This is a genomic window from Nocardia mangyaensis (genome assembly GCF_001886715.1).
Taxonomy (GTDB): Bacteria; Actinomycetota; Actinomycetes; order Mycobacteriales; family Mycobacteriaceae; genus Nocardia; species Nocardia mangyaensis.
The window spans coordinates 6991731-7014240 of sequence record NZ_CP018082.1 but is presented as its reverse complement, the minus strand read 5'-3'; the positions used below and the strand labels follow the sequence as shown (position 1 = coordinate 7014240).

The following is a 22510-nucleotide window of genomic DNA, read 5'->3' as shown; positions in this document are numbered from 1 at the left end:
ACCATCCGAATCGAACAGGAGCCACAGATGCCCGCCATTCCCACCGAATACCCGGTCACCCTGACCGACGGCACCAACGAGTACGAGGTGTTCGACGCCACCGCGTTCGTGAACGCGGTCTTCGCGCGCGGCCACGAGGTCGTGCGCGCCACCACGACGGAATCCCCCGAGTAGCACCCGGAGAACTGCACCCATGGAACCCACTGGTAAGTCCACCCCGAGCGGGCGATTCTACGAACTCCAACGAGAGGTGGCCGCGGTGCGCCGCGGGCCGTACATGCTCACCGACGAGATCGTGATCGCACCGCTGACCCGTCGCCAGGCGCTCGCGCTGAGCGACGAGCCCGACGAGGAGCGCCAACTCGCCATCGCCTTGGGCGAGAGCTACGCGGCGGTGGTCGAGTTGTTCGACGAACGTCCGCTGGACGAGTGGACGGCGTTCCAGCAGGATCTGTACGCCTTCTTCTTCGGGGAAGGCGCCCGGGAACTGCCGGGGGGATCCGCGGGCTCGTAGAGTTCTGGGACCGCTTCGGTGCCGCGCTCGACTATGATCTGCTCGAGCGCGGCATCGATGTCCGAGAATGCTTCGGGCCCAAGGAGTACCGTACGCGCGACTGGCGCACGATCTGGCGGTTCAAGGACCGCCTGCCCCGTGGCTCGCGCTATCGCTCGGCCCTGCTCACCGACCGGGAACTGGCCGAACTCGTCCTGGAGCACCAGCTCGTAGAATCGCCGGACGACCAGCCGGAGGCGCTGAGCCCGGACGAATACACCCTCGACACCTATCTGCTGCTGTCGATCATCGACGCGGTGCACGGTGTGCAGGCCTCTGTGATCGCCGCCGCCGGTGGGGGAGATGCGGCGTTACGGCCGGTTCCCCGCCCGGATACCGCGCTCGAAGTCATTCGGGCCGAACGCCGGTCGCGTGCGATGCGACAGCTGATCGATCAGTTCACCGCGAAGAGTCCGATGGATCGTCGCGCAGCAGGCTGAGCGGGGTTTCCACGTCCGGGCAGACGCTATGTATTGCATAGACAATGCCGGGTCCCGAGCTGTCGTAGATGAGTGCCATGGAGATGGATGCGTATTGGTGCCCGATCATCCTGTTTCCGTACGCGATGATACGAGCCAGGAGCGGTCTGGTCTTCATGTATGCCCTGCGGTCGCGTAGATACAGTTCCACGAAGGCATTGCCGCCGATCATCTGCGTTCGTATATCGGCGCGGTGGATGTTCGTCCACGGTATGTATCCGGTTTGGAAGCTGTAAATGCCTTCTTTGTAGAGGATCAGCTCTGGTGTTTTGCTGAACAGTCGGATAATTGCCGCGATCAGGCAGCCGCCGAAGAATACGGTGCCGATGGTTCCGAAGAGCAATTCGGGAAGGCTGCCGCCGTACAGGGCTACAAGAAATGAGATCAGGGTCAATGGTAGTCCGTAGGCTATCAGCCTGACATACACCTTCTTGGGGGTCTTGTACTCGCGCAACACAGTTCGCATGGCAGGTTGATTCCTAATGCTCTTCTTCGTGCAGCATGCTGAGCGGGGTTTCCACGTCTGGACAGTTGCTGTGTATTACATAGATGATTCTCGATGCGGAGCTGTGGTAGATGAGTGACATGGAGATGGATGCGTACTGGTGTCCGATCATCCGGTTTCCGTATGCGATGATGCGAGCCAGAATCGGCCTGGTCTTCATGTACGCTCGCCGGTCGCGTAGGTACAATTCCAAGAAATCATCGCTCCCGATCATCGATGTGTGCACATCTGCGCGGTAGATGTTTGTCCACGGTATGTACCCGGTTTGGAAGCTGTAAATGCCTTCTTTGTACAGGATCAGCTCGGGTGTTTTGCTGAGCAGTCGGATAATTGCCGCGATCAGACAACCGCCGAAGAATACTGTGCCGATGCTTCCGAAGAGCAATTCGGGAAGGCTGCCGCCGTAGACGGCAACAAGAAACGATACCAGGGTCAATGGTAGTCCGTATGCGATGAGTCTGATGTAGACCTTCTTGGGAGTCTTGTACTCGTGCAACAGATTTCGCATGCACAATATTAGCACGGGCCCAGAGGAGATGTTGATGAACCTGATTCCAGACCCCGCCAATCCGTTCGATTGGATTACCGTCGGCACGGCAATCGGCCAGCAGGCCCTGAGTGATTATTCGGATAAACTTTCGAAAAGTCATTCTCGGGTTTCAGGGCGGTCGAAGGTCTTTATTCCCGAAGGGGCGACAAATCTGTCCCGCCGTGCCCGCGACTCCACTTTCCGGCACCGCCCGCTCGAGGGCGCGAAAGTCGACCGGGCGAATCTATGGAGATACAAGACCCCGCTGACCTGGAAACCGCCGTCGAATGTGCGGATCGAGACGATTCCCAAGCGGAAAGTCGTTCCCGGTGTGCCCACCGTCGATGTCACGAACAGAATTGGCGCCGGATCGAATTTCGGTGGACCAGCCAATCCGAGACCGAATTTCGGCCTGTACCGACCGCCGTCGGTACCCAAGCACCGGGCGGCTACAGCCACCCCGGCGCATCGGGTTCGTCCAGCGGCGCCGAAGAACTCTCCGCTCGGCCCCCGGAGACCGGCTGTCCCCGCGAGCTCAGGTGAGAAGACCAAACTTGCGCCCGTCAAGAACAAGTTCAGCCCCGTCAACGCGGGAAACGCGTCGAAAGTAGCGACGGTCGCGAAAGTCGCGAGCCGGGCGAACTTCGTGGTCGGCGCTGGTGCCAGCGCTTTCGATGCCTATGGCGATTACAAGAGCGGTGAGAAGACCAAGACCGAAGCTGTCGCGAAAGGTGTCGGTGCGATCGGTGGCGGCGCGTTGGGCGGAATGGCTGCGGGCGCGGCCGTCGGGTCGTTCGCCGGTCCGGTCGGTACCGCGGTCGGCGCCGGTGTCGGTGCGTTTGTCGGCTCTAAGGCCGGTGAGTATGCGGCGGAAAAGGGCTTGGAGTACGGCAAGAAGGGCAAGGACTTGGCCGTTAGCGGTGCGAAATCTGTGGGTACCGGGGCCAAGAACCTGGGCCGGGGAGCGAAGAACGCGGTCGGCGGCGGCGCCAAGAAGGTCGGCAAGTGGCTCGGGTTCAAGGACGGCGGTGAAGTCCTCGGGCCTGGTTCCTCGATCGGCGACGTCATTCCGGCATTCCTGTCCAGTGGCGAGTTCGTCGTGAACGCGCGGTCCGCGCAGTCCAATCTCCCACTGCTGCAAGCGATGAATCGTGATGCGCGGGCGCTGGCGAGTCTGCTGCCCGGCCATTCGCAGACCGTGCGACCGCTTGCGGGCACAGCGCGCGCGACGGGTCGGCGGGTCGACAGGTCGACCACGATCAACCTGTCCACCCCGGATATCGATACCGCTTTCCACAAGGCCAAGACCTTCGAGGCGCAGCGCTCGCTGACCTATTCCGGCCGTTGGTCATAGCACGGTCTCCGCGTGAGATCGTCCCGTTCCGAATTGAGGTGAACTGTGGCTGAGGCCGCAACAATTGAACTCGAAGGTGTCGACGGCTCGCGGTGGGTGCTGGCGGGTCCGGGGCAGGGCGGCGAGGGTGTCGAATTGGCGACCGCGCCGACCGGCCTCTACGACGCTCCGGTGAAGACGATCTGGAACTCGTCCGCGTATCAGATCGGCGCGAGCTACGGCGGCGCGAACTGGTTGCAGCGCGATGTCGTCTTCGGGGTGAACGTCTTCGAATCCGGCGAATCCAGCTGGGAATCGGTGGATTCCGCCTGGCGCAAGGCCTGGGCCTACGACCGCGACGCGAAACTGTCGGTGACGACGACCTTCGGCACCCGGAGCCTGCACCTGCGCCTGTCCGAGCAACCGGATTTCAAGCCCGACCGTGATCCGCACCGGAAGCGGTGGGGGAAGGTGACGATGACCTGTACGGCGGGTACGCCGTGGTGGGTCGAGGACGATGTGACCGACATCGTGGTGTCCGCCACGGACACCACGGCCGCTTCGGAGACCGCCTACGTCCGGGTGTCCAACCCGACCGATCAGCCGATGTGGCTGAAGTGGGTCGTCTCCGCGCCCGGCTCGTGGACGCTGCCGGACTTCTCGTTCACCGCCGACGAGCACGCCGACCGGGTCCTCACCCTGCCGACTCTCGTCGCGGGACAGGATCTCACGATTGACACCGATCCGATGGAGGAGATGGTCGTGGCGGCCGACGGCAGCTCGGTGTGGGCCCGGATGAACGGCAAGATGTTCCTCTACGCCGTTCCGCCGTGGACGCCGGAGACGCTGGTGCCGGTCACCGTGAGCGGCGCTCCGGCCGGTGCATCGGTGCAGGTGCGGTGTGCCCGCAACTGGTCGCGTCCGTGGGGGCTGCAGTGAGCGCGCCCGCGGATCAGCAGACACTCGACCGCGTCGAGGAGATCTACCGCGATGCCGTCGCGGCCCGTGGACTGCGCAAGGACCTGCGGATCGCGCAACCACTGATCCGGCTCTGGGACGGTGACTGGAATCTGCGCGGAATCTCCCGAGCGGAAGTGGAAGCCGACTTCAAGTGGCTGCTCAACGAATCCGGCACCGGGCGACTGGTCCTGCCCGCCGAGCACTACCTGGCGCGCTGGATCATGGACACCTCGGCGCGGTCGACGCAGAACGTGCACATCACCGTCGACAAGGACGGCGCGCGCTGGTCGGGGCGGATGAAGTACGCGACCCTGCAGAAGACCGAGACCGGGCAGCGGCACGTGGTTGTGCAATTCATGCACGACTACGAGGAACTCAAGTGGATTCAGGTGTGGAGCAATCCGTTCCTGCCCGCGGCGGTCCAGTTTCCCCGGGTGTTCATGCTGGCCGGACCGTCGAAGTGGTGTCTGAAACTGGCGCTGTTCCTCAATGTCCTGCGCAAGGAAGCCAGCCTGTGGGCCCTGCCCGACGATCCGCTCGATCCGGGCCAGTGGTTGAACCTGGACCAGTCGACCTGGTCGATGGTGGTCGCGCCGAGTGACTTCCTGACCGACACTTCGGTGTGGACGGTGCTGTCGTCGCGGTGGAAGACCTGGCACGACATGGCCGAGCACACCCTAGCGGACGCCCAGCTCATGGTGACCTGCCGCCGCTTCCTCGACGGCGATCAACCGCCGTGGGAGGGCGCGAATCTGCGGCACGGGTGCCTGGTGTTCGACGTCGTCGACAAGTCCGGCTACTACTCGGGGACTTCCGAGGGCGGCACGCTGTTCGACGGCCTGGTGCACACGGTGGCCCGCTTCACCGACGACATGCGCGAACAGACCGCCGAGATCCTGCCCGACCCCGACTTCCCGCCGGAATACGACCAGCCTGGTTGGCTCGGCACCCGGCCCGCGAGCCCGTGGGTCGTCTACCGCGACGGCGACTACACCGGAATCGAGACGGCCGAGTTCACCGTGCGCCCGGCCACCGCGGTGCAGATCAACTGCGGCGGGCGCAGTCCCGTCGGCGTGAACGAGGCGATCTCGAGTGCGGTGCAGATGGTCGGCAACCTCACCTCGACGATCTCGATCGGGGTCAGCCTGCCACCGATGGGCGGCGTGCTCGACACCTTGTTGAAGCCGCTCTACACCGACACTCTGCTGGCCTGGATGTCGTTCAAGTCCCCGCTGCGCGCGCCGCGGATGGGCTGGTCGCACTACTTCGAGTACTTCCAGCCCGGTGCGGACCGCGCCTACTCGCTGTCCTCGCTGGTCGCGTTGCGAATGGGGTTGTGGGCGACGCGCGCCCAGCACGGGCACAAGCTCACCGTCGCCGACGGCGCCCCCTACCTGATCGGCGAGAACGGGCAGGGCCACTACTTCCTCGGCGACCGGATCGGCTCGACCGTTGCCGGATTGCCGCGCGGCCACATCTACGTCGAGCAGGTGAGCGCGCTCGAGCTGTCGTGGAAGCGCGGGGTGACCCCGGCGTGGAAGGTGACCATCGGCAACGACGACGCGACGGCGGACCCGGTGGTCAAGGCCATGAAATACGTGCAGCGCATCATGTCCGACCTGCACGACCTCGGCGTCAGCGCCTGACCAGGAAAGGAACGATCATGCCGTTGCCGTTGCAGCACGAATGCGACTCCGACGACCCGGAAGAGGCGTTCGTCTGGGCTCTGGTCGGGTTGCCCGGCCCGCAGAATGGTCCGCTGCTGGTGCCGCCGCAGGTGCTCGGCAAGTGGTCGAAGCATCTGTGGGATCTGGGTTTTCGGCATCAGTCGCAGCTCCAGACACTCGAATACCATCCGGCCGCGCGCGGCGGCGAGCATTGGCTCGGACAGGCCGGGCACTGGGTTCCACTCGGCACGCCGATGCCGCCGGAGATCACCGTGCCCGCTGTCGCCGATTTCACCCCGGCCGAACGGCGTGACCTGGTGCGTCAGCTGCAGGAGTCCGGCGAGCTGGCCCACCTGGTCGACGTGCGTGAGCTGGCGCCGGATGTCGCGCGGGAGGGCCATGCCACGAGGAGCGAGGAATGACCGCCCCCGACGGTTCGCTGCCCGAGGGCGCGTACTCCGGAGGCGGCGGCCAACGCGGCATCGTCAGCCTGGCCGCGATCACCGAGGAGTCGGCGAAGCTGGCGTCCCGCAGCGCGGTCTACCAGCCCTACGCGCAGGTGAACCTCAACCTCGGCGACGTCGTGAACGCGGGCGTCAACGAGTTCACCGCCGACCTGGCCGACGCCGTGACCGGCGCGACCGGCGGACTGATCGACCTCAGCGCCTGGGCTGATTCTTTGCGCGCCGACGCCGAGCGGGCCCTCACCGACGCGGTGAGCGCCCGCCAGACCGCGCAGGGCGCGCAGGCGATCGCCGAGAACCAGACCGCGATCATCCAGTCGACGAACTCGAACGTCCAGGTGGTGCTGGACGGCCTGCCGGTGAAGCCGTACTGGGAATCGATGAACCTCACCGAGGAGGCCTCGTTCCCCCGCAACGCGCTGCACCGGGCCTGCTGGGACCTGCGAACCACCCAGGCCGCCGGATACACCCAGGTCGACCAGCTCTTCGCCAAGCTCGCGCCGACCTACGTACCGCCGGTGAACATCCTGGAGGGCGCGTTCATCCGATGCCTCTACAGCGGCTCCCGCAAGACGGTCACCTACGTCCCGGACACGGTGACCACCCCCTGCGAGCTGTACGTGGTGCTGGGCCGGATGACCGAGAACGGCGACATCACGATCGTGTGGGTGTCGCCGAATCAGACGCCGCTGATCACCGCGTCGCGGTTCGAGCGCACGGTCGAGCTCCCCAACGAGGTGGTGTTCGAACAGGGCGAGACCGCCTTCGTCGGTATCCACCAGCGGGGGTCGGGCAATGCCCGTCCGCTGCTCGGGCTCGAAGCCGTCGACATCCCGCGACCCGCGACCGTCTGGCCGCCGCAGCTCAACGCGCAATTCTCGACTTCGGCGCTGCTGAGCCCCGGACTCACGCTGGCCGCCGGTGCGCTGTCGTTCGCGTCGCGGACGATCCCCTATATCTCGCTGGGCCGGGCGGATCTCACCGGCGACCCGATCAAGTTGATGTTCTACGAGGACTTCGACAGTGGTGTGTTGCCGACCGCGCTGGTTCGCATGTCCACTCAGGCGGCCACCGTATCCAATGGTGTGTTCGTGGTGTCGGGTGGCAACGACGGCATTCGCAGGTACCTGTACGCGCAGCCGTTGAACTATGACGATCAGCGAGTCACGGGCCAGATCCGCAATCCAACCGGACGGGTGGCCCGCCTCATGGTGCGGTCGTCGGCGAACAACGTCGGATACGCCGCGCTGACCGTGTTCAGCAATCGGATCGTCATTGATCGGGCCTCGGGTGGTGGCGAAACATTCACGGCGCTGGCATCTCTCGACATTGCTGTGGCCGACGGCGATGAGCTGCGGTTCAGTGCGATCGGCAACGTCTATTCGGTCGACCGCCGCTCCGGGGTCGACTGGATCCAGATCCTGTCGCACACCGACGCCGCCGGCGCCATTCCCGCCGGCCCCGGCCATCGCTACGTCGGCTTGGGCAACGAACGGGGCTTCTTCAGCAATGGCGGCGGTTGGGACTACTGGAAGGCGGAGGACCTGTGACCAGCCCCGGCGGGGAAACGCCTGACTCGGCGTACAGCGGCCCCGGTGCGCGGGGCATAGCCGGCTTGGCCGCGATGAACGCCGAGTCCGCCAGAGCAGCCGTCGATGCCGACATCGCCGGTGGTTTCGCGGGTATCCCAGAGAAGCTGGCGAATGTGGTCCGAGCAGGCATGCACGAGTTCGCCGCCCAGCTGTGCGAAGCCGTCACCGGAATCACCGGCGGTCTCATCGATCTGCGTGGCTGGGCCACTGCCCTGCGCGCCAAGGCAGAGCAGGCCCTGCAAGAATCGACCACCGCGAAGGCCATCGCGGACTCGGCTGTCACGACCGTGGAGGACAACACCGAGGCGATCCGAGCAACAGGTGCTCGGGTACAGGTCGTACTGGACGGGCTGCCGATCCGGCCCTACTGGGAAACGATGAACCTCACCGAGGAACCATCTTTCCCGCGCACGATGCTGCATCAGCGCATCCGGGATATTTCGAACACCGCGCGGCCCGGGTACACCCAGCACAACTGGAGCACAATCGAATACGTCTACGTGTGGAACCCTGGCACCGGGCAGTACGAGTACCAGCCGCAGACCCAGCACCACGCGATCTGGACAACTTCGACACCTGCGTACGCCACGGTGTCCGGCACAGTCGAGCTGGCCTTCATTCGCTGTCGATACAACGGTGGACGCAAGATCGTCACCTACCTCCCCGAGGCGGTCGCGAACCCGTGCGAGCTGTACGTCCTCGTCGGTCGGGTCCTGGCCGACGGCAACCTGCGCATCGAATGGGTTTCCGACGACCAGACACCGCTGATCACCGGCTCGCGGTCGGAACGTTCGGTCGAGTTGGCCGAGGAAGTCGTCTTCGAAGTCGGGGAGACCGCGTTCGTCGGCATCCACCAGCGTGGTACCGGCAATCCGCGACCGCTACTTGGTGTCGCCGACGCCGGCGTCACCCGGCAGGCGACCGCGTGGCCGCCGCGCGGCAACGCTCGCTTCACCATCGCGTCGACGATCACGGCGGGAACGACCATCGCGGCGGGCACCCTGGACTTCACCTCCCTCGACGTGCCCTATGTGGCGTTGAGCAAGTCGTTGATCGTCGGCGACGCACCGAAACGCGTTCTGTACGAGGACTTTCAGCACGGAAGCATCCCGCAGGCGTTCGCGCGGATGTCGAGCGTCGAGGCGACGGTCGTGAACGGGGTCTTCGTCGTGTCCGGTGGCGCCGACGGCGCCCGCCGGTACCTGAACGCACAACCGCTGAACTACGACGACCAGAGGGTCACCGGCACGGTGATCGGGCCGAGCGCACGCCACGCCTGGTTGATGCTGCGATCCGCACCCGACAACCGCTATTTCGTCTCGGCGAATGTCACCCAGTCCGCAATCGGCCTGTATCGCTACAGCGACGGCACCTGGACTGCCCTGTCCAGCACCGACATCACCGTCGCGAGCGGCACCGCCGTGCGGCTCTCCGCAGTCGGTGACGTCTTCACCGTGCAGTGCAGGACCGAGGGCAGCTGGATCGACGTCCTCACCTACACCGATACCGACAGCACCCTCCCGAAGGGTTCCGACTACCGCTACACCGGCCTCGGCACTGAACGATCCGCATGGATCAACGGCGGCGGCTGGGACGACTGGAAGGCACAAGATCTGTGACCACACATGTCACCGTCGACTCCCACGAGCTCGCACTCGCGGTCGAGAACGACTCGCTCATCGTCCATCTCGTCGTCGACGGCGCCGAGGTTCGTCGGGGCAGCATCTTCATCGGCGAACTGCCGCTGGGCCCCGTCCCCGTCTTCCTCGAACCCGACCCGGCACCCGAGACGCCGCTCGCGGCCGAATGAGCGGAGCAGACAAATGAGTTGGACCGGAGACCCGATATGGCTCGCCGACGTCTTGCGCGCGGCCGGGCTGACCGTGATCGAACACGAGGGCTGGCGCACCCGCGGCCACGGCGACTTCCGTGACCTACGCGGTGTGCTGTGCCACCACACCGCGGGCGGCAGCGCCAACGACTGGCGCGTCGTCCAGAACGGCCGCATCGACCTACCAGGCCCGCTGTCCCAGCTGGTCCTCGAACGCGACGGCACCTACCGGGTGATCGCCGCCGGTGTCTGCTGGCACGCCGGCCGTGGCTCCTGGCCCGGCTGGCCGACCAACAACGCCAACTACCACGTGATCGGCATCGAAGCCGTCTCGCGCGGCGACGGAACCGACTGGACCCCAGCCCAACTCGACGCCTACAAGCGTGGGTGCGCGGCGATCCTGGCCCGTATCGGCCGCGACGCCGAGGACTGTGTGGCCCATCGCGAGTACTCCCACGAGGGAAAAATCGACCCCGCCGGTATCGACATGGCCGAATTCCGCCGTGACGTCCAGGCATTCATCGACCGAAAGGACGCGCCGATGAGCGCAGCCGAAGTCAAACAGATCCAGGATTTCATCGTCGGCTTCTGCGGCCCGATCAGCAGTGATGTCAAGGACATTCGCGAACAGCTGTGTGGTGGTCGGCAGCGTGACGCGGGCATGTTCGGCGGTTGGGAACAGCTGGACGGCATGACCGTGGTCGACGCCCTCGCCGACGTGATGGGGCGGTTGAAAGCCCTCGAATCACGCGGCGTCTGACAGGTCGACCGATGAAATCTGTGTCACGTACCGACGACGTCCTCCGGGGACGGGCATGGTTGGACACGATGAATCCCGCGGCGACCCACTCGACGACGGATGGCCGAGCTGGCAAGCAACGCCGAGTCCACACAATGCGCGCCACGTCCCCAGCGTCGATGGCACGGCAGCTCGAGCGCATCGACGCGATACGGTCGATGGTCGAATCCGCCGGGCAGGGGCTGTCGCAGCTCGCCGAAGCACTGCTGAGTCCCCCGACCTCGTCTGATGTGGAATTCATCAACGAGCGTGACCGGCCGCCCACGACAGCGACTCCGCCGCCGCCTCGGAATTCCGTGCCACCTCCGACTCAGGCCGCTCCGCCGAATCCCGTTCCTACCCCGCCACCACTCGATGCCCCCAAGGAGAAGGAATCGAGCAAGAAGGTCGCCGCATTCTGGGACGGCGACGACACGCACATCCCGTCTGTGACACTGGATGCGCCGTTCGCAGGACAGATGGGCACCGGATACCGCGTATATACCGATGAAGACGGCAAACCGAACCTGGTCCAGGTTCGGGAGAACGAGCGGATCATCGCGGACATCGAGATCCTTCCCAACGGGAACTACCTGTACACCTTGATGGACGAGGACAACCTCGCCGGCGTCTACGAGGTCTCTCCAGATGGGACATCGGTCACTGTTCGGCAGTCGCTTCCCGCCCTCTGGGACAAGTGGGGCGACTTCATCACCGGCCCCGACCCTGGCACGACCGACAACCGTAGCGCCGCCTCGCAGTTCCTGTCCAAACTCAGCTCAGCGGCGACCAGCCCACGGGAAACCCCACCAGACCTTCCATCGTCGCCGGCTGTCGAAGGTCCGCAGAATCCGTCGAACACACCTGGAACACCAGAGTATTCGAAGCGGCAGGAAGAACTGGCGCTGGATCCTGCCAAGGGTGGAATCAAGGCATCAACGATGCATGAGGCTGCGGTCGGCCTCGAGGCTGAACGTAATGGGTCCATCCCTGGACCGATCACAAGAGCCGAATTGGGCCCTGACGGTGAAGACATGGGAGACTTCATTGATGCTGCTGGCACCCGCTGGGATGTCAAGAGCTCTCCCGATATCACGCCGCCCTATACCAAGGACCCAGGTCGGCCGATCCAGACTCCGCAGTCGGATGAAAAAATCATAAATATGATTAATAAAGATATCGCATCTGGAGAGAAGGTGCTGATCGATCCTGTTGGCATGTCGGAGGCGCGAAAAGAGCACATCAGGGATCTCATTTTGGCGCATCCAGAATGGTATGATCACGTTGTATGGGTTAATATGAACAGCTAGGGAAAATCGCCGATGAACAGTGTAAAGAAATGGCCAACTTCGCCAGAGGCGCGCGCTGTATTGAAGGAATACCTCGATCGTGTAACAAGCGAAACGCCTGGTCCGGTAGGGGGTGAGAAGGCGCTCGGTGGGGACAATCTGGACTTTTCCGGAGCTGATCTATCGGGCCTGTCACTGATTGAAGCTTGGTTTATGGGAGCGGATCTTTCCGATGTGCGTCTAGCTGATGCTGATCTGTATCGGGCTTGGTTGAACAGTGCGCGTCTCGACCGAGCAGTTCTCGATGGCGCCGATATACGGAAGGTCGAAGCAAGAGGCTGCTCCGCTGTCGGCGCAAAGATTCGGGGCTCCGATGTTCGAAGTGCGGTTCTGGAAGATTCCGATCTACGGGACGCCGACTTCTCCGGATCCGATCTACGGCAAGCGAGTCTCGACGATTCCGACCTACGGAACGCGCGATTGGACGGGTGCAAGTATCTGCGCACCGGCCTGATCCGCAGTCGCCTGGGCGGTGCATCTGTGGCCGGTGGTCAAGGGTCCGTGTATGGACCGGCCGACGTGGGTGTGACCGAACCGAGGGTTATCGGAGGCGATGAATTGCGTCAGTGGTTCCATGATCACGGCGCCCCCGAGGTTGTTGTCCTGGAATTGAAGGCGCCTGGGTAGCGCCGTATTGCAGTAAGAGGCGATATTGATTGACCGGTCGGTATGAGATTGGCGCGACAGGCTCATATCCGAGCCATTATATCGGCACATCTGGAATGGTGCGATAAGGTTGTATGGGCAACTAGGGAAGTCTTCCGATGGGCAGTGTGGAGAAGTGGCCGGATTCGCCGGAAGCGCGCACGGCCTTGAAAGAGTATCTGGACAATGCGATGAGCAGATCTCCTGACTCGATAGGACCTGAGGATACGCTGGGTGGGGATGATCTGGACTTCTCTGGTGCCGATCTGTCGGGCCTATCGCTGATCGAGGCATGGTTCATAGCAGCGAATCTGTCGGGCGTTCGTTTGGTTGGTGCTGATCTGTACCGGTCCTGTGTGAATGGGGCAAGCCTCGACGGGGCAATTCTGGATGGCGCCGACATTCGAAAGGTTGATGCGAGGGGTTGCACCGCCGTTGGAGCGAAGATTCGGGGCGCCGACGCGCGAAGTGCGGCGCTGGATGACGCTGATTTTCGGGAGGTCGACTTCTCGGGATCCGATCTACGGCAAGCGAGTCTCTCAGGTTCTGATCTACGGAACGCGCGTCTGGATGGGTGTAAGTATTTAGATACCAGGCTGATCCGAAGCCGCTTGGGCGGCGCGAGTGTGGCCGGAGGCCAAGGGTCCGTGTATGGACCGGCTGACGTGGGTGTGACCGAATCGAGGGTTATCGGAGGCGATGAATTACGTCGATGGTTCCATGATCACGGCGCCCCCGAGGTTGTTATTCTTGAATTGAAGGCGCCTGGGTAGCAAGGCAAGAAGGGGAGGTCGCGTGAAATCGAGGTTTCGATTGTATGCGCGAGAGCAGGAACTGAAAGTTCGTTTCGAACCATCCGGGCAAGAAACTACCGTTATGGCGGGAGACTATCTCGATATTTCGGTGTGGCCGTTGCGAGCTGATCAGGCCGATGATGCCGAGCTGACTCTGAACTATTGGGAGGACGAAATGGTCATCAGTCAGGATTGGTGTCTCTTGTATGCTGAGGACTCCACTGGCATGGACGTGGGTGTGTAGATGAGATTCCGTTTGCTGAGCACCATTTCGGGGCGTCCGATCACCTTCGATCCGGCGGTGTTGGAGTGCCCGATACCTGAGTCCACCGACGTTTCGATGAATCCGACCCCCTTGGCCGACGGTAGTTCCGATGACAATTTGTTCACGGTGGATTGCGGCCCTGACGGGTTGCTGGTGACTCAGGATCGCAGCACGCTCAACCCGGAATAGCGGACAACTCCACACCACATCCACCCAGCCCGGCCGACAAGGTCCGGGCTTTTTTCATGCCCGGATACGGGCACTCAGAAGGGGACCACAAGCACCATGCCCGGCGATGAAACCATCGAGTACACCCGAAACGAGACCGGTCAGCTGGTCACTCCCGAATTCATCGCCTTCCTCCAGCAGACCCTGTCGGGGAAACTCGCGGCCGCGGAGGAAGACGACGACCTGGACCCCGATGTGCGGGCCTTGGCCGAGGAGCTGTCGGTGATCCACCTGCCCGAGTGGCAGAGCCGGGTCGGCCGCAAGCTCGCCGAACCCACGGTGACCTCGATCAAACAAGCCACCCGGGTCGCCGAGTACCTGGTGAAGCGCGGGGTTCGCGTGCATCCCGAACTCGAGCGGATCCGCTGGGTGCCCACCCCGGCCGGACCGCCCGGAGCCTTCGACACCGGCGCGCACATCACACCCGACGAGGACGGGAACTGGCCGTCACCGGACCCTGAGACCTTCTACGACCTCGACGACATCGATGTGCGCCAGGGCGACGAGGGTCTCTGGTCTGCGACCCATCCACGCGGCCTGTCGTTCGAAGGACCTACCAAGACCGACGCCTACGCCGGACTGGTCGAGCTCTTGCGCGACCGCATCAACGAGGCACGAACATCCGAACGCCCACAGTCGGCGATGCAGAAAGCGGTGAACTGATGGAAAGAATCGTCTTCTCCGATATCGAAATGGCACTCGTCGAGTACCTGACGGCCGAGCTGTCCGGTATCTCCGATACAGCCCAGGTGGTGACCAGGGTCCCTGATCCGCGCCCGGCGCGAATGGTCCGAGTAATTCGAAACGACCGCAAAGCCAGGCTCGATGTCGAGGACCGGGAGGGACGGCGCGGAGCGCATCTTGCCCTGGACCGACCGCGCTTGGTGCTCGAATGCACCGACGACGCCGGATTCGCTCACGAATTGGCCGCGAATGTGCGCGCGCTGGTGACAGCCGCCGCACCCGGCTACATCGGCGAGGTCTGGTGCGACGACGTCGACGACGCGGGTGGCGAGAACGACATGGATCCGGAAACGGACGCACCGCGCTACACCATCGTCGTCGACCTGATCGTGCGAGGAAAAATCCTCGCCTGATACTTCCCTGCCGAATCGGATCTCATGCGATTCCGAGCCGGGAGGAACAACTGAATACCGAACCGAATGAAGAAACCTGAAGGGATCAATTCTCATGGCTCTGCCTTCCAGCAAGTACATCGGCGCCGGCACCCCCAATATCGCGGTCACCGGCGGCGTCCTGGTCGCCCCGCTGTCCACCGTTCTGCCGACTTCGGCCGCGGGCGCACTCGAGGCCGGCTTCATCCCCCTCGGCTACGTCTCCGAGGACGGCATCGAGTCCTTGGGTGAGCGCAAGGTCGAAACCGTCAAGGACTGGAATGCCGACATCATCGCGCAGCTCCAGACCGAGCACTCGGTTCGCTTCGGCCTCACCCTCTACGCCGTGTGGGACCAGGATGTGCTGAGCGAGGTGTTCGGCCCGGACAACATCACTGTCACCGCGGCCGACGCGACCAATGGCACCCGCATCGATGTCCACGAGACCGGCGCCGTGCTGCCGCACCGCGCCTGGATCTTCGACATGATCAACGAGGACAAGAAGCTGCGCATCGTCCTGCCGAACGCCAAAATCTCCGCGGTCCAGGAGCGAAAGTTCGTCTCGCGCGAACTGGCCGGCTTCACCATCACCGTCGAGGCGTTCAAGAACGACGCCGGTGTGAAGGCCTACCGCTACCTCGACGACGGCATCAAGACCGCCTGACCGAATTCCCTTGGGGTGGGCTGGATTCGCGATCGGACCCGGCCCACCCCACGAACTCGACTCTCCCAAACCACCACCGAGAGGAAGAATCCCATGACCTCCCCCAAAGCACCTGTTACACCGGCCCCGGACAAGGTGAAGGACGATTTCGTCGAACGCGTTGGCCAGGTCGAGGTTCGCCTGCCGTCGCTGACCTACCTCAAGCCCGGCATCATCCGCCAGGTGCGCCGCCTCGGCCTCGCCGACGCGCTCTACACGATCATCGAACTCAGCGTGTCCCGTGAGATCCTCACGGTGCTCGACGAGATGGACCACGACGGCTACCACCGGCTGCTCGCCGCCTGGCAGCGGCACTCCGGGGTGAGCCTGGGGGAATCCTGAGCCTCGATGCGCTCATCGAAGAGCACACCGAGGCCGTCGAGTACGACCTGATCACCGTGGGCCTGCGCCTACGCCACCTGGCCACTGACGCCCTGACCTGGGGCGACTTGAAAGCCGTCATCACCTGCAGCCCACGCACTTCGGCCCTCTACCGCGTCCGCCATCCCAGCGAACACGAATGGCACCTGGACCGCCTGCTGCTGGCCGACATGGCGGACTCCCTCCGCTGGCTCGTCTGGGCCAAGTCCGCGGACGCCCAACAGGGCCGCAACCGCCCCGAACCGATCCCCCGTCCCGGGGTGAATACCACAAACGAACGCATCGGAAATTCGACCGACATCAGGAACGTGAACGAGCTGTTGGGATGGACATGACATCGCGGCACCGGAGTGACCCGACGCCGGCGCTGCACTCGATCTCGAACAGCCACTGAATCAACCAGGTGTCTCGGTACCTGAGATGTTCGCAACGTTGGAACTATTCGGACCAATCAGGGGTCCGAAGCATCGCGGCGAGTTCACTGCCCGTTATGCCGGGCACATCGTGAGCCTCGGTAAAGTATCGGAGGGTAGCCAGGAGTGAATTCGGATCCGTCGACCAATTTTGTGCATATATGGACCAGCCCCCTTTTGATGAACGCGCTCCCCAAACGTTTACTTCAGGCCAGGCGGTAGATTCTTCTGCGTGTGAAAATGTCACAATCGCCTGATCGGAGTATCGAGGCCGTGGTCTGACATTCAGATTGGAAATCTTGCTCCACTCAAATTCCCATACCTCGGTTCGGGTTCGAACAACTAGTGCGGTCTGGCCGAATTCCATTGAGCATAGTGCCATGAATGCTATCCGAGTTAGAATTACCCACGCAGTAACGCAGGAAACAATGATCCCGCATGCCATGAGCACGGATGCATTGTCATGTATTCCGTAGAATGCTAGTAGCAATCCGCCGATAAAAGTGAGTAGCAGTCCGCTATTGCTCGGTGCCAGGAGCTTTCCGCCGATCAGGCGGGGTGGGGATACGCGAGAATCTACGAATGGCCGATGTGGGAACACGAAGCTCGCGATCGAAGCCACTCCCAGCGCGGCGAACGGATACACCCCTGTTACTATTGACAATCCTATTATGGCGACCCCTGCGGGTACCAGCCAATACGGCAGCTTGTGCCGTCCCTTCCAGTCCCGACGTAAATGATATCCATCGGGTGTTGCAGATTCTTCTCGGCTCAACTATAGACCTTGTTTCCTTAGCTGGGTCGGCCGACGCTCCGGGGTGAGCCTGAGCCTCGATGCGCTCGCCGAGGAGCACGCCGAGGCCGTCGAGTACGACCTGATTACGGTAGGCCTGCGCCTACGCCACCTGGGCACAGACGCCCTGACCTGGTGCAACCTGAAAGCCGTCATCACCTGCAGCCCAAGCACTTCGGCACTCTACCGCGTCCGCAACCTCAGCGAACACGAATGGCACCTGGACCGCCTGCTCTTGACCGACGTGGTCGACTTCCTCCGCTGGCTCGTCTGGGCCAAGTCTGCGGACGCCCAACAGGGCCGCAACCGCCCCGAACCGATCCCCGCCCCGGCGTGAAACGCACAAACGAACGCATCGGATATTCGACGAGTATCACCGGCGTGAACGAACTAATCGGCTGGACGTGAGAAACGACGTGCTGCCACATCGGATCATTATGGCTGACGGTGATCACCAGGCAAGCGTCGTTGCGGCAAACTTATTGGTACATCCGGCCGATGTTGATATATTGCACGTAGCAGGTCGTTAGTGCTCGCATTTGTCAGGAATGTACTTATATTGACAGGTCCTAGGGGGGGTGGACTTTCCTATGAGGGCCATAAGACGGGCCTTCATTCCAGTAGTAGCTGCTGGATTCAAGTGCGGATGTATGGCGATCTCGACGAATTCATTATGGCCACGGCTCCATACTGAAACCCGTTCAATGGTATTCCAATACACTTTGCCTGTATTGTATACCTCGATGTACTCGGACGAAATTACCACACCCGGTGCTCTCCTATGGATGCGTCGCATGATGGAAATTGAAACAAGAATCGTGAGCGGAATACCAATCCAGCCTGACAGTTGGTAATAGAGCGAGTCCTCGCTGGTCATGAGTGCGAACCCAATGGTCATTCCCGATGTTATCAAAAGAGTTATGACCAATATTGACACCGGCTGGGCAAACACTGTCTTATCGGGCGTGGATTCATGGAGCACTCATCCATCCTACCCTTGATCTGTTCGATGGGTGGCCAGTCGGTGATCTCATGATTCCTCTGCTAAGAATTACTGGTGGGTGTTGTGCATTCACGAGTCAAGATTGAGAGTAATAGTGGATATACGACGGATTGCGATGATCATTCCCCCGGATGACGGGTCCGGTTCCCTCAACAGGGCGCAGCCACGCGGGTCGGGGGAACCTGGGCCCGAGCGGCCCGATGTCAGGGGTCTTGGTGAGCTCCAGCCGCAGAATCCGATCGTATCTCCAGCGTGAACGAGATTCTCGGGTGGGGATGACTCGCAGGGCCGACCACTACTTGTCGGCGGCGGGAGTCGCGAAATCGATCCGGCGCCAGGTCTCGCCTGAGTCGTGGCTGATGAGAGCGGTTGATTGCAAGGGGGACGCGGGTCGTAGTGATTCAAAATTGTAGTTCTCTGTCATGACTACAACTCCGAAAGAATTTGTGACGGCGCCAGGCAAGCCCGCGATCCACTTGATCGCCTTGGGATTCCAATCCGACACGGCGGACTGCCATCGAATCGACTCGGTTGTCGAGTAATGGATGGATCCACTCTGAGCTGAGACGATCTTGTCGGGCACGAAGGCAGCCAAGAGGTCGAGTTGGGTTTCGGGTACCTCGTGCCAGTGGGTGAATGTCAGTCCGCCATCCTGCGACCGCGCTATGTATGGACGCATGCCGCGCCTGTCTCGAGCACAGGCGACGTAGAGTTCCATGTCGGAGGCGGCGACCGCCGAAGTGGGGCGTTCGTCGACCGCGGTGCAGGGAGGCGACCACGGGAATATCTGTCCACCGACTATTCGAGCTCCCGCTCTGCTGTTCGAACTGACTTCCGCCGGGGTGTGCTCTCTGTGAGTGCTCCAGATCCAGGCCGACGTGCCGTGGATTGCGGTCAACAGCCGTGCGTCACCACTGCGCATCGAATTCCAGAGCGAGACACCGCCGACTCGGTGCCACTGGTCGCCATCCGCCTTCATGACGAAGAGATCGACCGTGCCACCTTCCGTTAACCGCAGTATCGCGGCCAGAACATCAGATCCTCTGGGATCGCCGAGATGCTGGACACGTATGCCGTCATCAGCAAAAGGCAGGCTGGTCGATGCCCACGAGAGACCACCGTCTCGCGTGATCCAGACACTGTTGGTGTCGTCTGTCGTCAACGATCCGGTGTGGGAATCATAGAATTTGATACTTTCCGCACCGGGCGGAAAGCCGACCGTCTCTATTGGCGTCCATTTATTTGCGCCGTCCACGGTGTGTTGAAGGATTGGACATCCTCCTTCGTCGGAACACGGGCTCATCTGTCCGATTGCCCAACCGACTCGATCTGAAACGAAGGAAAGAGACTTCGGATCGAATCGAGAATCCTGGCCGCGACCGCCTTGCGGCCAATGCAACGTGCAGGCGGCGATCGTGGACAGAATTGCGACGAATACTACTGCGCTGAGCGTCGACCATCGCTTGAACATTGTTCTCCAAAAACTCTGGCAGTGGGTGCCGTACAGCGTTCTACGATACCTCTGTCTCGCTGGATAGACGAATCAAATGCGACCTTAACCTACATTTCAAAGGCTGTAAACATGTCGAACGAGAAACCCAGACTTGCTCCGCGGGGCTGGAGTGGAAGGCTCTCCATCACGCCGGCGGAACCGGCTGATCCAGCGACGCCCGCACATGAGGACGCGATTCACGGGCAGCCCGCGTGGCACTCCGAATCAACGAATGCCCTGGAACGCAGGAAGCTTGATCTCACGATGTACGAGGCTCTCCTGGTCTTGGAGACCTACGGTGAGATGTCCGCGAATGCGTATCGACACTTCATGGGCAACACTGGCGATCCTTATCGGTTCTCCAACAACGAAGTCGAGATGGCTGCGCTGGGCACGGAGTGGGGAAAGTCGGCGCTCTTCTTCGGTCAGACGACGACTGAGGTCGATGCGACCTGGGATCCGCGTCCAGGCTTGAGAGAATCGGTAACCATTCCGTACGACCCATATAATCCGACGACTCGTCCTGGGCTTACCCAGACGATCGAGAGAATTGCTGCGGAAGCAAACGGTGATGATAGCTTGTTCGCATCGCCGCACGGCCTGCTGCTCGATTGGCGTCGAACTCCGGCCGACTGGGCCAATGAGGACAATCCGGATGTGCACAATGCGCTCGGCCACTACAATCTCGGCGCAGACGGCGTGGTTTCATACACCAAACTCGAGAATGGCGATATCGCCTACCGGGCGCAGTTCCAAGCGAAAGTATGGGACTACTACAAGTTCGACGAGCGCGTGCCCACGGAGGATGATGGTTTCGTCACCACGATGAAAATCGAGGTGAACAATCTGAGTAGGATGGCCCATGCCGCAGGCCAGGGTCGAAACTTTATCGCCTATGGAACGAGTGATGACATCGTAGCGGAGGGGATAATATCCAATGGTGAGATCTCGGACTCGGTTACGTACTATCGCGCGGATGATCCGGAAAACAAGAGCACGATAAATCGGGCTGACAAGTACGATCCCGGTTCCAAGCCACCCGACAAGGGCACGCTGGGTTACGCGAGCGGGGGGCTTGTGCGCGGTCCTGTCTCCGCCGATGGCGTAATCCCCGCCCGACCCCATGACGGCGAGTTCGTGGTCGGTGACACCGCGGCGAGCGGAATGCTTGTCGAAGCTCTCACGGGGAGCATTGATGGCTTCGCGTCGTCGGTGAGTGGACAGGTCGGCGCGATGATAGGCACAGCTGTGGGCGGCCCGGTGAGCGACGCGATAGGTGGAGCCACGGAAATCGTGTCGAAACCGATTCAGATAGTGGCTGAAGCTGCGAAGGAAATGATCGAGCCGGGATTCGGCCAGATCGAGCTGGCGCCAGGTTCCGTTGGCGGACGCGCACGGCGTGGCGATATCTACAACATTTCTGGCCTTGATCCAAAGAGTGTGCAGACGGCGGTGGAGCGAGTTCGGCGTCGTAGAATGGTCGCTACGCCCGGGGCGGAGATTGATTAGTATCGCGCATCGCGTAGTGGACGGCCATGTCTGCAACGACATCCGTCAACTCGTATGGGTGGAGTTGGATATGTGATATCGCGATAGACTTCTGGGTAACAATTTTCCAAGTTGACTTCTGGCTGTGACTCCAGTCGAATTTTATGACGATCGATTCGAATAGTCCGGTCTTGGAAATCCGCACACTCTCGATCTCGCTCCACCGGGCCAGTCCGATAATTGGAAGTTCTACACCTACCGCGGAGACGGATAGCTCTGGCCTATTGAGTAATGCGGATTTCAGTGCACTGAATGCGACAATCGCGCCAGGCGGGAACAATAATATACCGCACATGACTCTTTCGAATATGGGAAATACTGGCGTGATTGCGATCATTGCGCCTATGGCGGAGAGGGCAAGGGCAGCTATGGCAAGGCAGAGTCTATAACTCCGTGCTGCTGGATAGACGGTCTGAAATTGATCACGATGCACCATTCAATGATATCAGGGCCGAGAGGTTCTGGGATGAATATTCTACGTAAGTTCCCATCTATTGAAGCTCGGAGGGATCAATATGGGTGACCGAGGCATCAAGGGCTCGTCATCGAAGAAGACAGAGAAGCGCAGCGATGCTGCGGCGTCCGAATCGGCGACAGGTCCTGCTCAGCCCGGGGTGACGCGAGATTGGACGCCACCGAGTGGGCCAAGGGAGCAACCTGGTGTTTCAGTTGGTCCGACTCAGCCCGGTGTGTCGGTGGGTTGGACGCCGCCAAGGGCTCAGCCTGGCGTCACCGCGGCTGGCGGCACAACAACCTGGATATCACCGAATGCGCCCAAGGTGCAGCCCGGCGTGACCATCGGTCCGGCTCAGCCGGGCGTTTCAGTCGGATGGAGGCCTCCTCCCGGGCCGGTTCAGCCCGGCGTGTCGGTTGGATGGAGGCCTCCGCCGACCGTGAAGGGCGAGAGTCGCGCTGGTCTGAGCCCTGCGGAGGCCGCCGAACTGAACGCGATTCTTGGAGGTGCTGCCAAGGGTGCCAGCCTAGCGGAAAAGCCAGCAGGTTCGGCAGGCGTGGGCGGGCCCGTAAAGTGGTTTGGTCGCTCAATGGTGCCGCTTGGTGGCGCAGTGACCACCTATGATCTGTGGTTGAA

The 22510-nt window shown here is 61.9% G+C and carries 27 protein-coding genes; 23 read left to right on the top strand and 4 right to left on the bottom strand.

The window, feature by feature from the left end; all coding sequences use genetic code 11:
- Positions 1-27 precede the first annotated feature (27 nt).
- From BOX37_RS34530 to BOX37_RS31840, 3 genes are read left to right on the top strand one after another with little or no spacing between them, the layout of a single operon-like run.
- Positions 28-174, top strand: coding sequence for a hypothetical protein (locus BOX37_RS34530; RefSeq protein WP_156910664.1), 147 nt, complete (start codon positions 28-30; stop codon positions 172-174).
- Between the two features lie 19 nt (positions 175-193).
- Entirely contained in the window at positions 194-514 is a 321-nt protein-coding gene (locus BOX37_RS31845) for a hypothetical protein (protein ID WP_071930848.1), read from the top strand.
- Positions 430-993 (top strand): hypothetical protein, encoded by a 564-nt coding sequence (locus BOX37_RS31840; RefSeq protein WP_071930847.1) that lies wholly within the window; start codon positions 430-432, stop codon positions 991-993. The genes BOX37_RS31845 and BOX37_RS31840 overlap by 85 nt, the downstream gene beginning before the upstream one ends.
- On the opposite strand, the gene BOX37_RS31835 is transcribed toward BOX37_RS31840, so the two are convergent.
- Positions 953-1498, bottom strand: coding sequence for an STM3941 family protein (locus BOX37_RS31835; protein ID WP_156910663.1), 546 nt, complete (start codon positions 1496-1498; stop codon positions 953-955). The genes BOX37_RS31840 and BOX37_RS31835 overlap by 41 nt on opposite strands.
- Before the next feature lie 13 nt (positions 1499-1511).
- Positions 1512-2045 carry an STM3941 family protein gene (locus tag BOX37_RS31830; RefSeq protein ID WP_156910662.1) on the bottom strand — a complete coding sequence of 178 codons (534 nt, stop codon included), beginning with the start codon at positions 2043-2045 and terminating at the stop codon, positions 1512-1514.
- A gap of 34 nt (positions 2046-2079) precedes the next feature.
- On the opposite strand from BOX37_RS31830, the gene BOX37_RS34525 reads away from it, so the two are divergent.
- The 19 genes from BOX37_RS34525 to BOX37_RS31740 all read left to right on the top strand — a co-directional run bounded on the left by BOX37_RS34525 (position 2080) and on the right by BOX37_RS31740 (position 17714).
- Positions 2080-3420 (top strand): hypothetical protein, encoded by a 1341-nt coding sequence (locus BOX37_RS34525; protein ID WP_156910661.1) that lies wholly within the window; start codon positions 2080-2082, stop codon positions 3418-3420.
- A gap of 45 nt (positions 3421-3465) precedes the next feature.
- Complete coding sequence (locus BOX37_RS31820) at positions 3466-4338, top strand: hypothetical protein (protein WP_084760464.1); 873 nt, start codon at positions 3466-3468, stop codon at positions 4336-4338.
- Positions 4335-6005: a Gp37-like protein gene (locus BOX37_RS31815; protein ID WP_071932050.1), complete on the top strand. Its 1671-nt coding sequence runs from the start codon at positions 4335-4337 to the stop codon at positions 6003-6005. Before BOX37_RS31820 ends, BOX37_RS31815 begins: the two co-directional genes overlap by 4 nt.
- Positions 6006-6022: 17 nt before the next feature.
- Positions 6023-6448 (top strand): phage gene 29 protein family protein, encoded by a 426-nt coding sequence (locus BOX37_RS31810; RefSeq protein ID WP_071930843.1) that lies wholly within the window; start codon positions 6023-6025, stop codon positions 6446-6448.
- The gene (locus BOX37_RS31805; RefSeq protein ID WP_071930842.1) at positions 6445-8040 is read left to right on the top strand and encodes a hypothetical protein; all 1596 of its coding nucleotides are present in this window, start codon (positions 6445-6447) and stop codon (positions 8038-8040) included. Before BOX37_RS31810 ends, BOX37_RS31805 begins: the two co-directional genes overlap by 4 nt.
- Positions 8037-9701 (top strand): hypothetical protein, encoded by a 1665-nt coding sequence (locus BOX37_RS31800; protein WP_156910660.1) that lies wholly within the window; start codon positions 8037-8039, stop codon positions 9699-9701. The genes BOX37_RS31805 and BOX37_RS31800 overlap by 4 nt, the downstream gene beginning before the upstream one ends.
- Positions 9698-9892, top strand: coding sequence for a hypothetical protein (locus BOX37_RS31795; RefSeq protein WP_071930840.1), 195 nt, complete (start codon positions 9698-9700; stop codon positions 9890-9892). Before BOX37_RS31800 ends, BOX37_RS31795 begins: the two co-directional genes overlap by 4 nt.
- A gap of 13 nt (positions 9893-9905) precedes the next feature.
- A complete protein-coding gene (locus BOX37_RS31790) occupies positions 9906-10673 on the top strand; it encodes a peptidoglycan recognition protein family protein (protein WP_071930839.1) in 768 nt (255 codons plus the stop codon).
- 158 nt (positions 10674-10831) lie between these two features.
- Positions 10832-12001 (top strand): hypothetical protein, encoded by a 1170-nt coding sequence (locus tag BOX37_RS31785; RefSeq protein WP_071930838.1) that lies wholly within the window; start codon positions 10832-10834, stop codon positions 11999-12001.
- A 12-nt stretch (positions 12002-12013) separates the two neighbouring features.
- Positions 12014-12667: a pentapeptide repeat-containing protein gene (locus BOX37_RS31780; protein ID WP_084760462.1), complete on the top strand. Its 654-nt coding sequence runs from the start codon at positions 12014-12016 to the stop codon at positions 12665-12667.
- Positions 12668-12804: 137 nt separating this feature from the next.
- Positions 12805-13458: a pentapeptide repeat-containing protein gene (locus tag BOX37_RS31775; protein ID WP_084760460.1), complete on the top strand. Its 654-nt coding sequence runs from the start codon at positions 12805-12807 to the stop codon at positions 13456-13458.
- A gap of 22 nt (positions 13459-13480) precedes the next feature.
- Complete coding sequence (locus tag BOX37_RS34520) at positions 13481-13723, top strand: hypothetical protein (protein WP_156910659.1); 243 nt, start codon at positions 13481-13483, stop codon at positions 13721-13723.
- Between the two features lie 12 nt (positions 13724-13735).
- Positions 13736-13933: a hypothetical protein gene (locus BOX37_RS31770; protein WP_156910658.1), complete on the top strand. Its 198-nt coding sequence runs from the start codon at positions 13736-13738 to the stop codon at positions 13931-13933.
- 96 nt (positions 13934-14029) lie between these two features.
- Positions 14030-14635: a hypothetical protein gene (locus tag BOX37_RS31765; protein WP_071930834.1), complete on the top strand. Its 606-nt coding sequence runs from the start codon at positions 14030-14032 to the stop codon at positions 14633-14635.
- On the top strand, positions 14635-15069 hold the full coding sequence (locus BOX37_RS31760) for a hypothetical protein (RefSeq protein WP_156910657.1): 435 nt from the start codon (positions 14635-14637) through the stop codon (positions 15067-15069). Before BOX37_RS31765 ends, BOX37_RS31760 begins: the two co-directional genes overlap by 1 nt.
- Before the next feature lie 94 nt (positions 15070-15163).
- Positions 15164-15751, top strand: a complete 588-nt coding sequence (locus BOX37_RS31755; RefSeq protein WP_071930832.1) for a phage tail tube protein — start codon at positions 15164-15166, stop codon at positions 15749-15751.
- Positions 15752-15844: 93 nt separating this feature from the next.
- A complete protein-coding gene (locus tag BOX37_RS31750; protein WP_156910656.1) occupies positions 15845-16132 on the top strand; it encodes a hypothetical protein in 288 nt (95 codons plus the stop codon).
- 56 nt (positions 16133-16188) lie between these two features.
- The gene (locus tag BOX37_RS35005) at positions 16189-16506 is read left to right on the top strand and encodes a DUF5361 domain-containing protein (protein ID WP_071930830.1); all 318 of its coding nucleotides are present in this window, start codon (positions 16189-16191) and stop codon (positions 16504-16506) included.
- A gap of 896 nt (positions 16507-17402) precedes the next feature.
- Positions 17403-17714, top strand: a complete 312-nt coding sequence (locus tag BOX37_RS31740) for a DUF5361 domain-containing protein (RefSeq protein WP_071930829.1) — start codon at positions 17403-17405, stop codon at positions 17712-17714.
- A gap of 189 nt (positions 17715-17903) precedes the next feature.
- On the opposite strand, the gene BOX37_RS36365 is transcribed toward BOX37_RS31740, so the two are convergent.
- Positions 17904-18314 carry an STM3941 family protein gene (locus BOX37_RS36365; protein WP_420811644.1) on the bottom strand — a complete coding sequence of 137 codons (411 nt, stop codon included), beginning with the start codon at positions 18312-18314 and terminating at the stop codon, positions 17904-17906.
- A gap of 361 nt (positions 18315-18675) precedes the next feature.
- Positions 18676-19851 (bottom strand): beta propeller repeat protein, encoded by a 1176-nt coding sequence (locus BOX37_RS34515; RefSeq protein WP_156910655.1) that lies wholly within the window; start codon positions 19849-19851, stop codon positions 18676-18678.
- 111 nt (positions 19852-19962) lie between these two features.
- Here BOX37_RS34515 and BOX37_RS31730 point away from each other — a divergent pair, with 111 nt between their 5' ends.
- Positions 19963-21381 carry a hypothetical protein gene (locus BOX37_RS31730; RefSeq protein WP_156910654.1) on the top strand — a complete coding sequence of 473 codons (1419 nt, stop codon included), beginning with the start codon at positions 19963-19965 and terminating at the stop codon, positions 21379-21381.
- Positions 21382-22510 lie beyond the last annotated feature (1129 nt).

Bases quoted from the DNA above. Each gene is read 5' to 3' on its own strand.
- BOX37_RS31835 (WP_156910663.1), bottom strand. From the start codon at position 1,498: ATGCGAACTGTGTTGCGCGAGTACAAGACCCCCAAGAAGGTGTATGTC.
- BOX37_RS31790 (WP_071930839.1), top strand. From the start codon at position 9,906: ATGAGTTGGACCGGAGACCCGATATGGCTCGCCGACGTCTTGCGCGCG.
- BOX37_RS31785 (WP_071930838.1), top strand. From the start codon at position 10,832: ATGGCACGGCAGCTCGAGCGCATCGACGCGATACGGTCGATGGTCGAA.
- BOX37_RS34515 (WP_156910655.1), bottom strand. From the start codon at position 19,851: ATGTTCAAGCGATGGTCGACGCTCAGCGCAGTAGTATTCGTCGCAATT.
- BOX37_RS31830 (WP_156910662.1), bottom strand. From the start codon at position 2,045: ATGCGAAATCTGTTGCACGAGTACAAGACTCCCAAGAAGGTCTACATC.
- BOX37_RS31765 (WP_071930834.1), top strand. From the start codon at position 14,030: ATGCCCGGCGATGAAACCATCGAGTACACCCGAAACGAGACCGGTCAG.
- BOX37_RS31780 (WP_084760462.1), top strand. From the start codon at position 12,014: ATGAACAGTGTAAAGAAATGGCCAACTTCGCCAGAGGCGCGCGCTGTA.
- BOX37_RS31730 (WP_156910654.1), top strand. From the start codon at position 19,963: ATGTCGAACGAGAAACCCAGACTTGCTCCGCGGGGCTGGAGTGGAAGG.
- BOX37_RS31760 (WP_156910657.1), top strand. From the start codon at position 14,635: ATGGAAAGAATCGTCTTCTCCGATATCGAAATGGCACTCGTCGAGTAC.
- BOX37_RS31805 (WP_071930842.1), top strand. From the start codon at position 6,445: ATGACCGCCCCCGACGGTTCGCTGCCCGAGGGCGCGTACTCCGGAGGC.
- BOX37_RS31810 (WP_071930843.1), top strand. From the start codon at position 6,023: ATGCCGTTGCCGTTGCAGCACGAATGCGACTCCGACGACCCGGAAGAG.
- BOX37_RS31750 (WP_156910656.1), top strand. From the start codon at position 15,845: ATGACCTCCCCCAAAGCACCTGTTACACCGGCCCCGGACAAGGTGAAG.
- BOX37_RS31775 (WP_084760460.1), top strand. From the start codon at position 12,805: ATGGGCAGTGTGGAGAAGTGGCCGGATTCGCCGGAAGCGCGCACGGCC.
- BOX37_RS31755 (WP_071930832.1), top strand. From the start codon at position 15,164: ATGGCTCTGCCTTCCAGCAAGTACATCGGCGCCGGCACCCCCAATATC.
- BOX37_RS31845 (WP_071930848.1), top strand. From the start codon at position 194: ATGGAACCCACTGGTAAGTCCACCCCGAGCGGGCGATTCTACGAACTC.
- BOX37_RS34525 (WP_156910661.1), top strand. From the start codon at position 2,080: ATGAACCTGATTCCAGACCCCGCCAATCCGTTCGATTGGATTACCGTC.
- BOX37_RS34530 (WP_156910664.1), top strand. From the start codon at position 28: ATGCCCGCCATTCCCACCGAATACCCGGTCACCCTGACCGACGGCACC.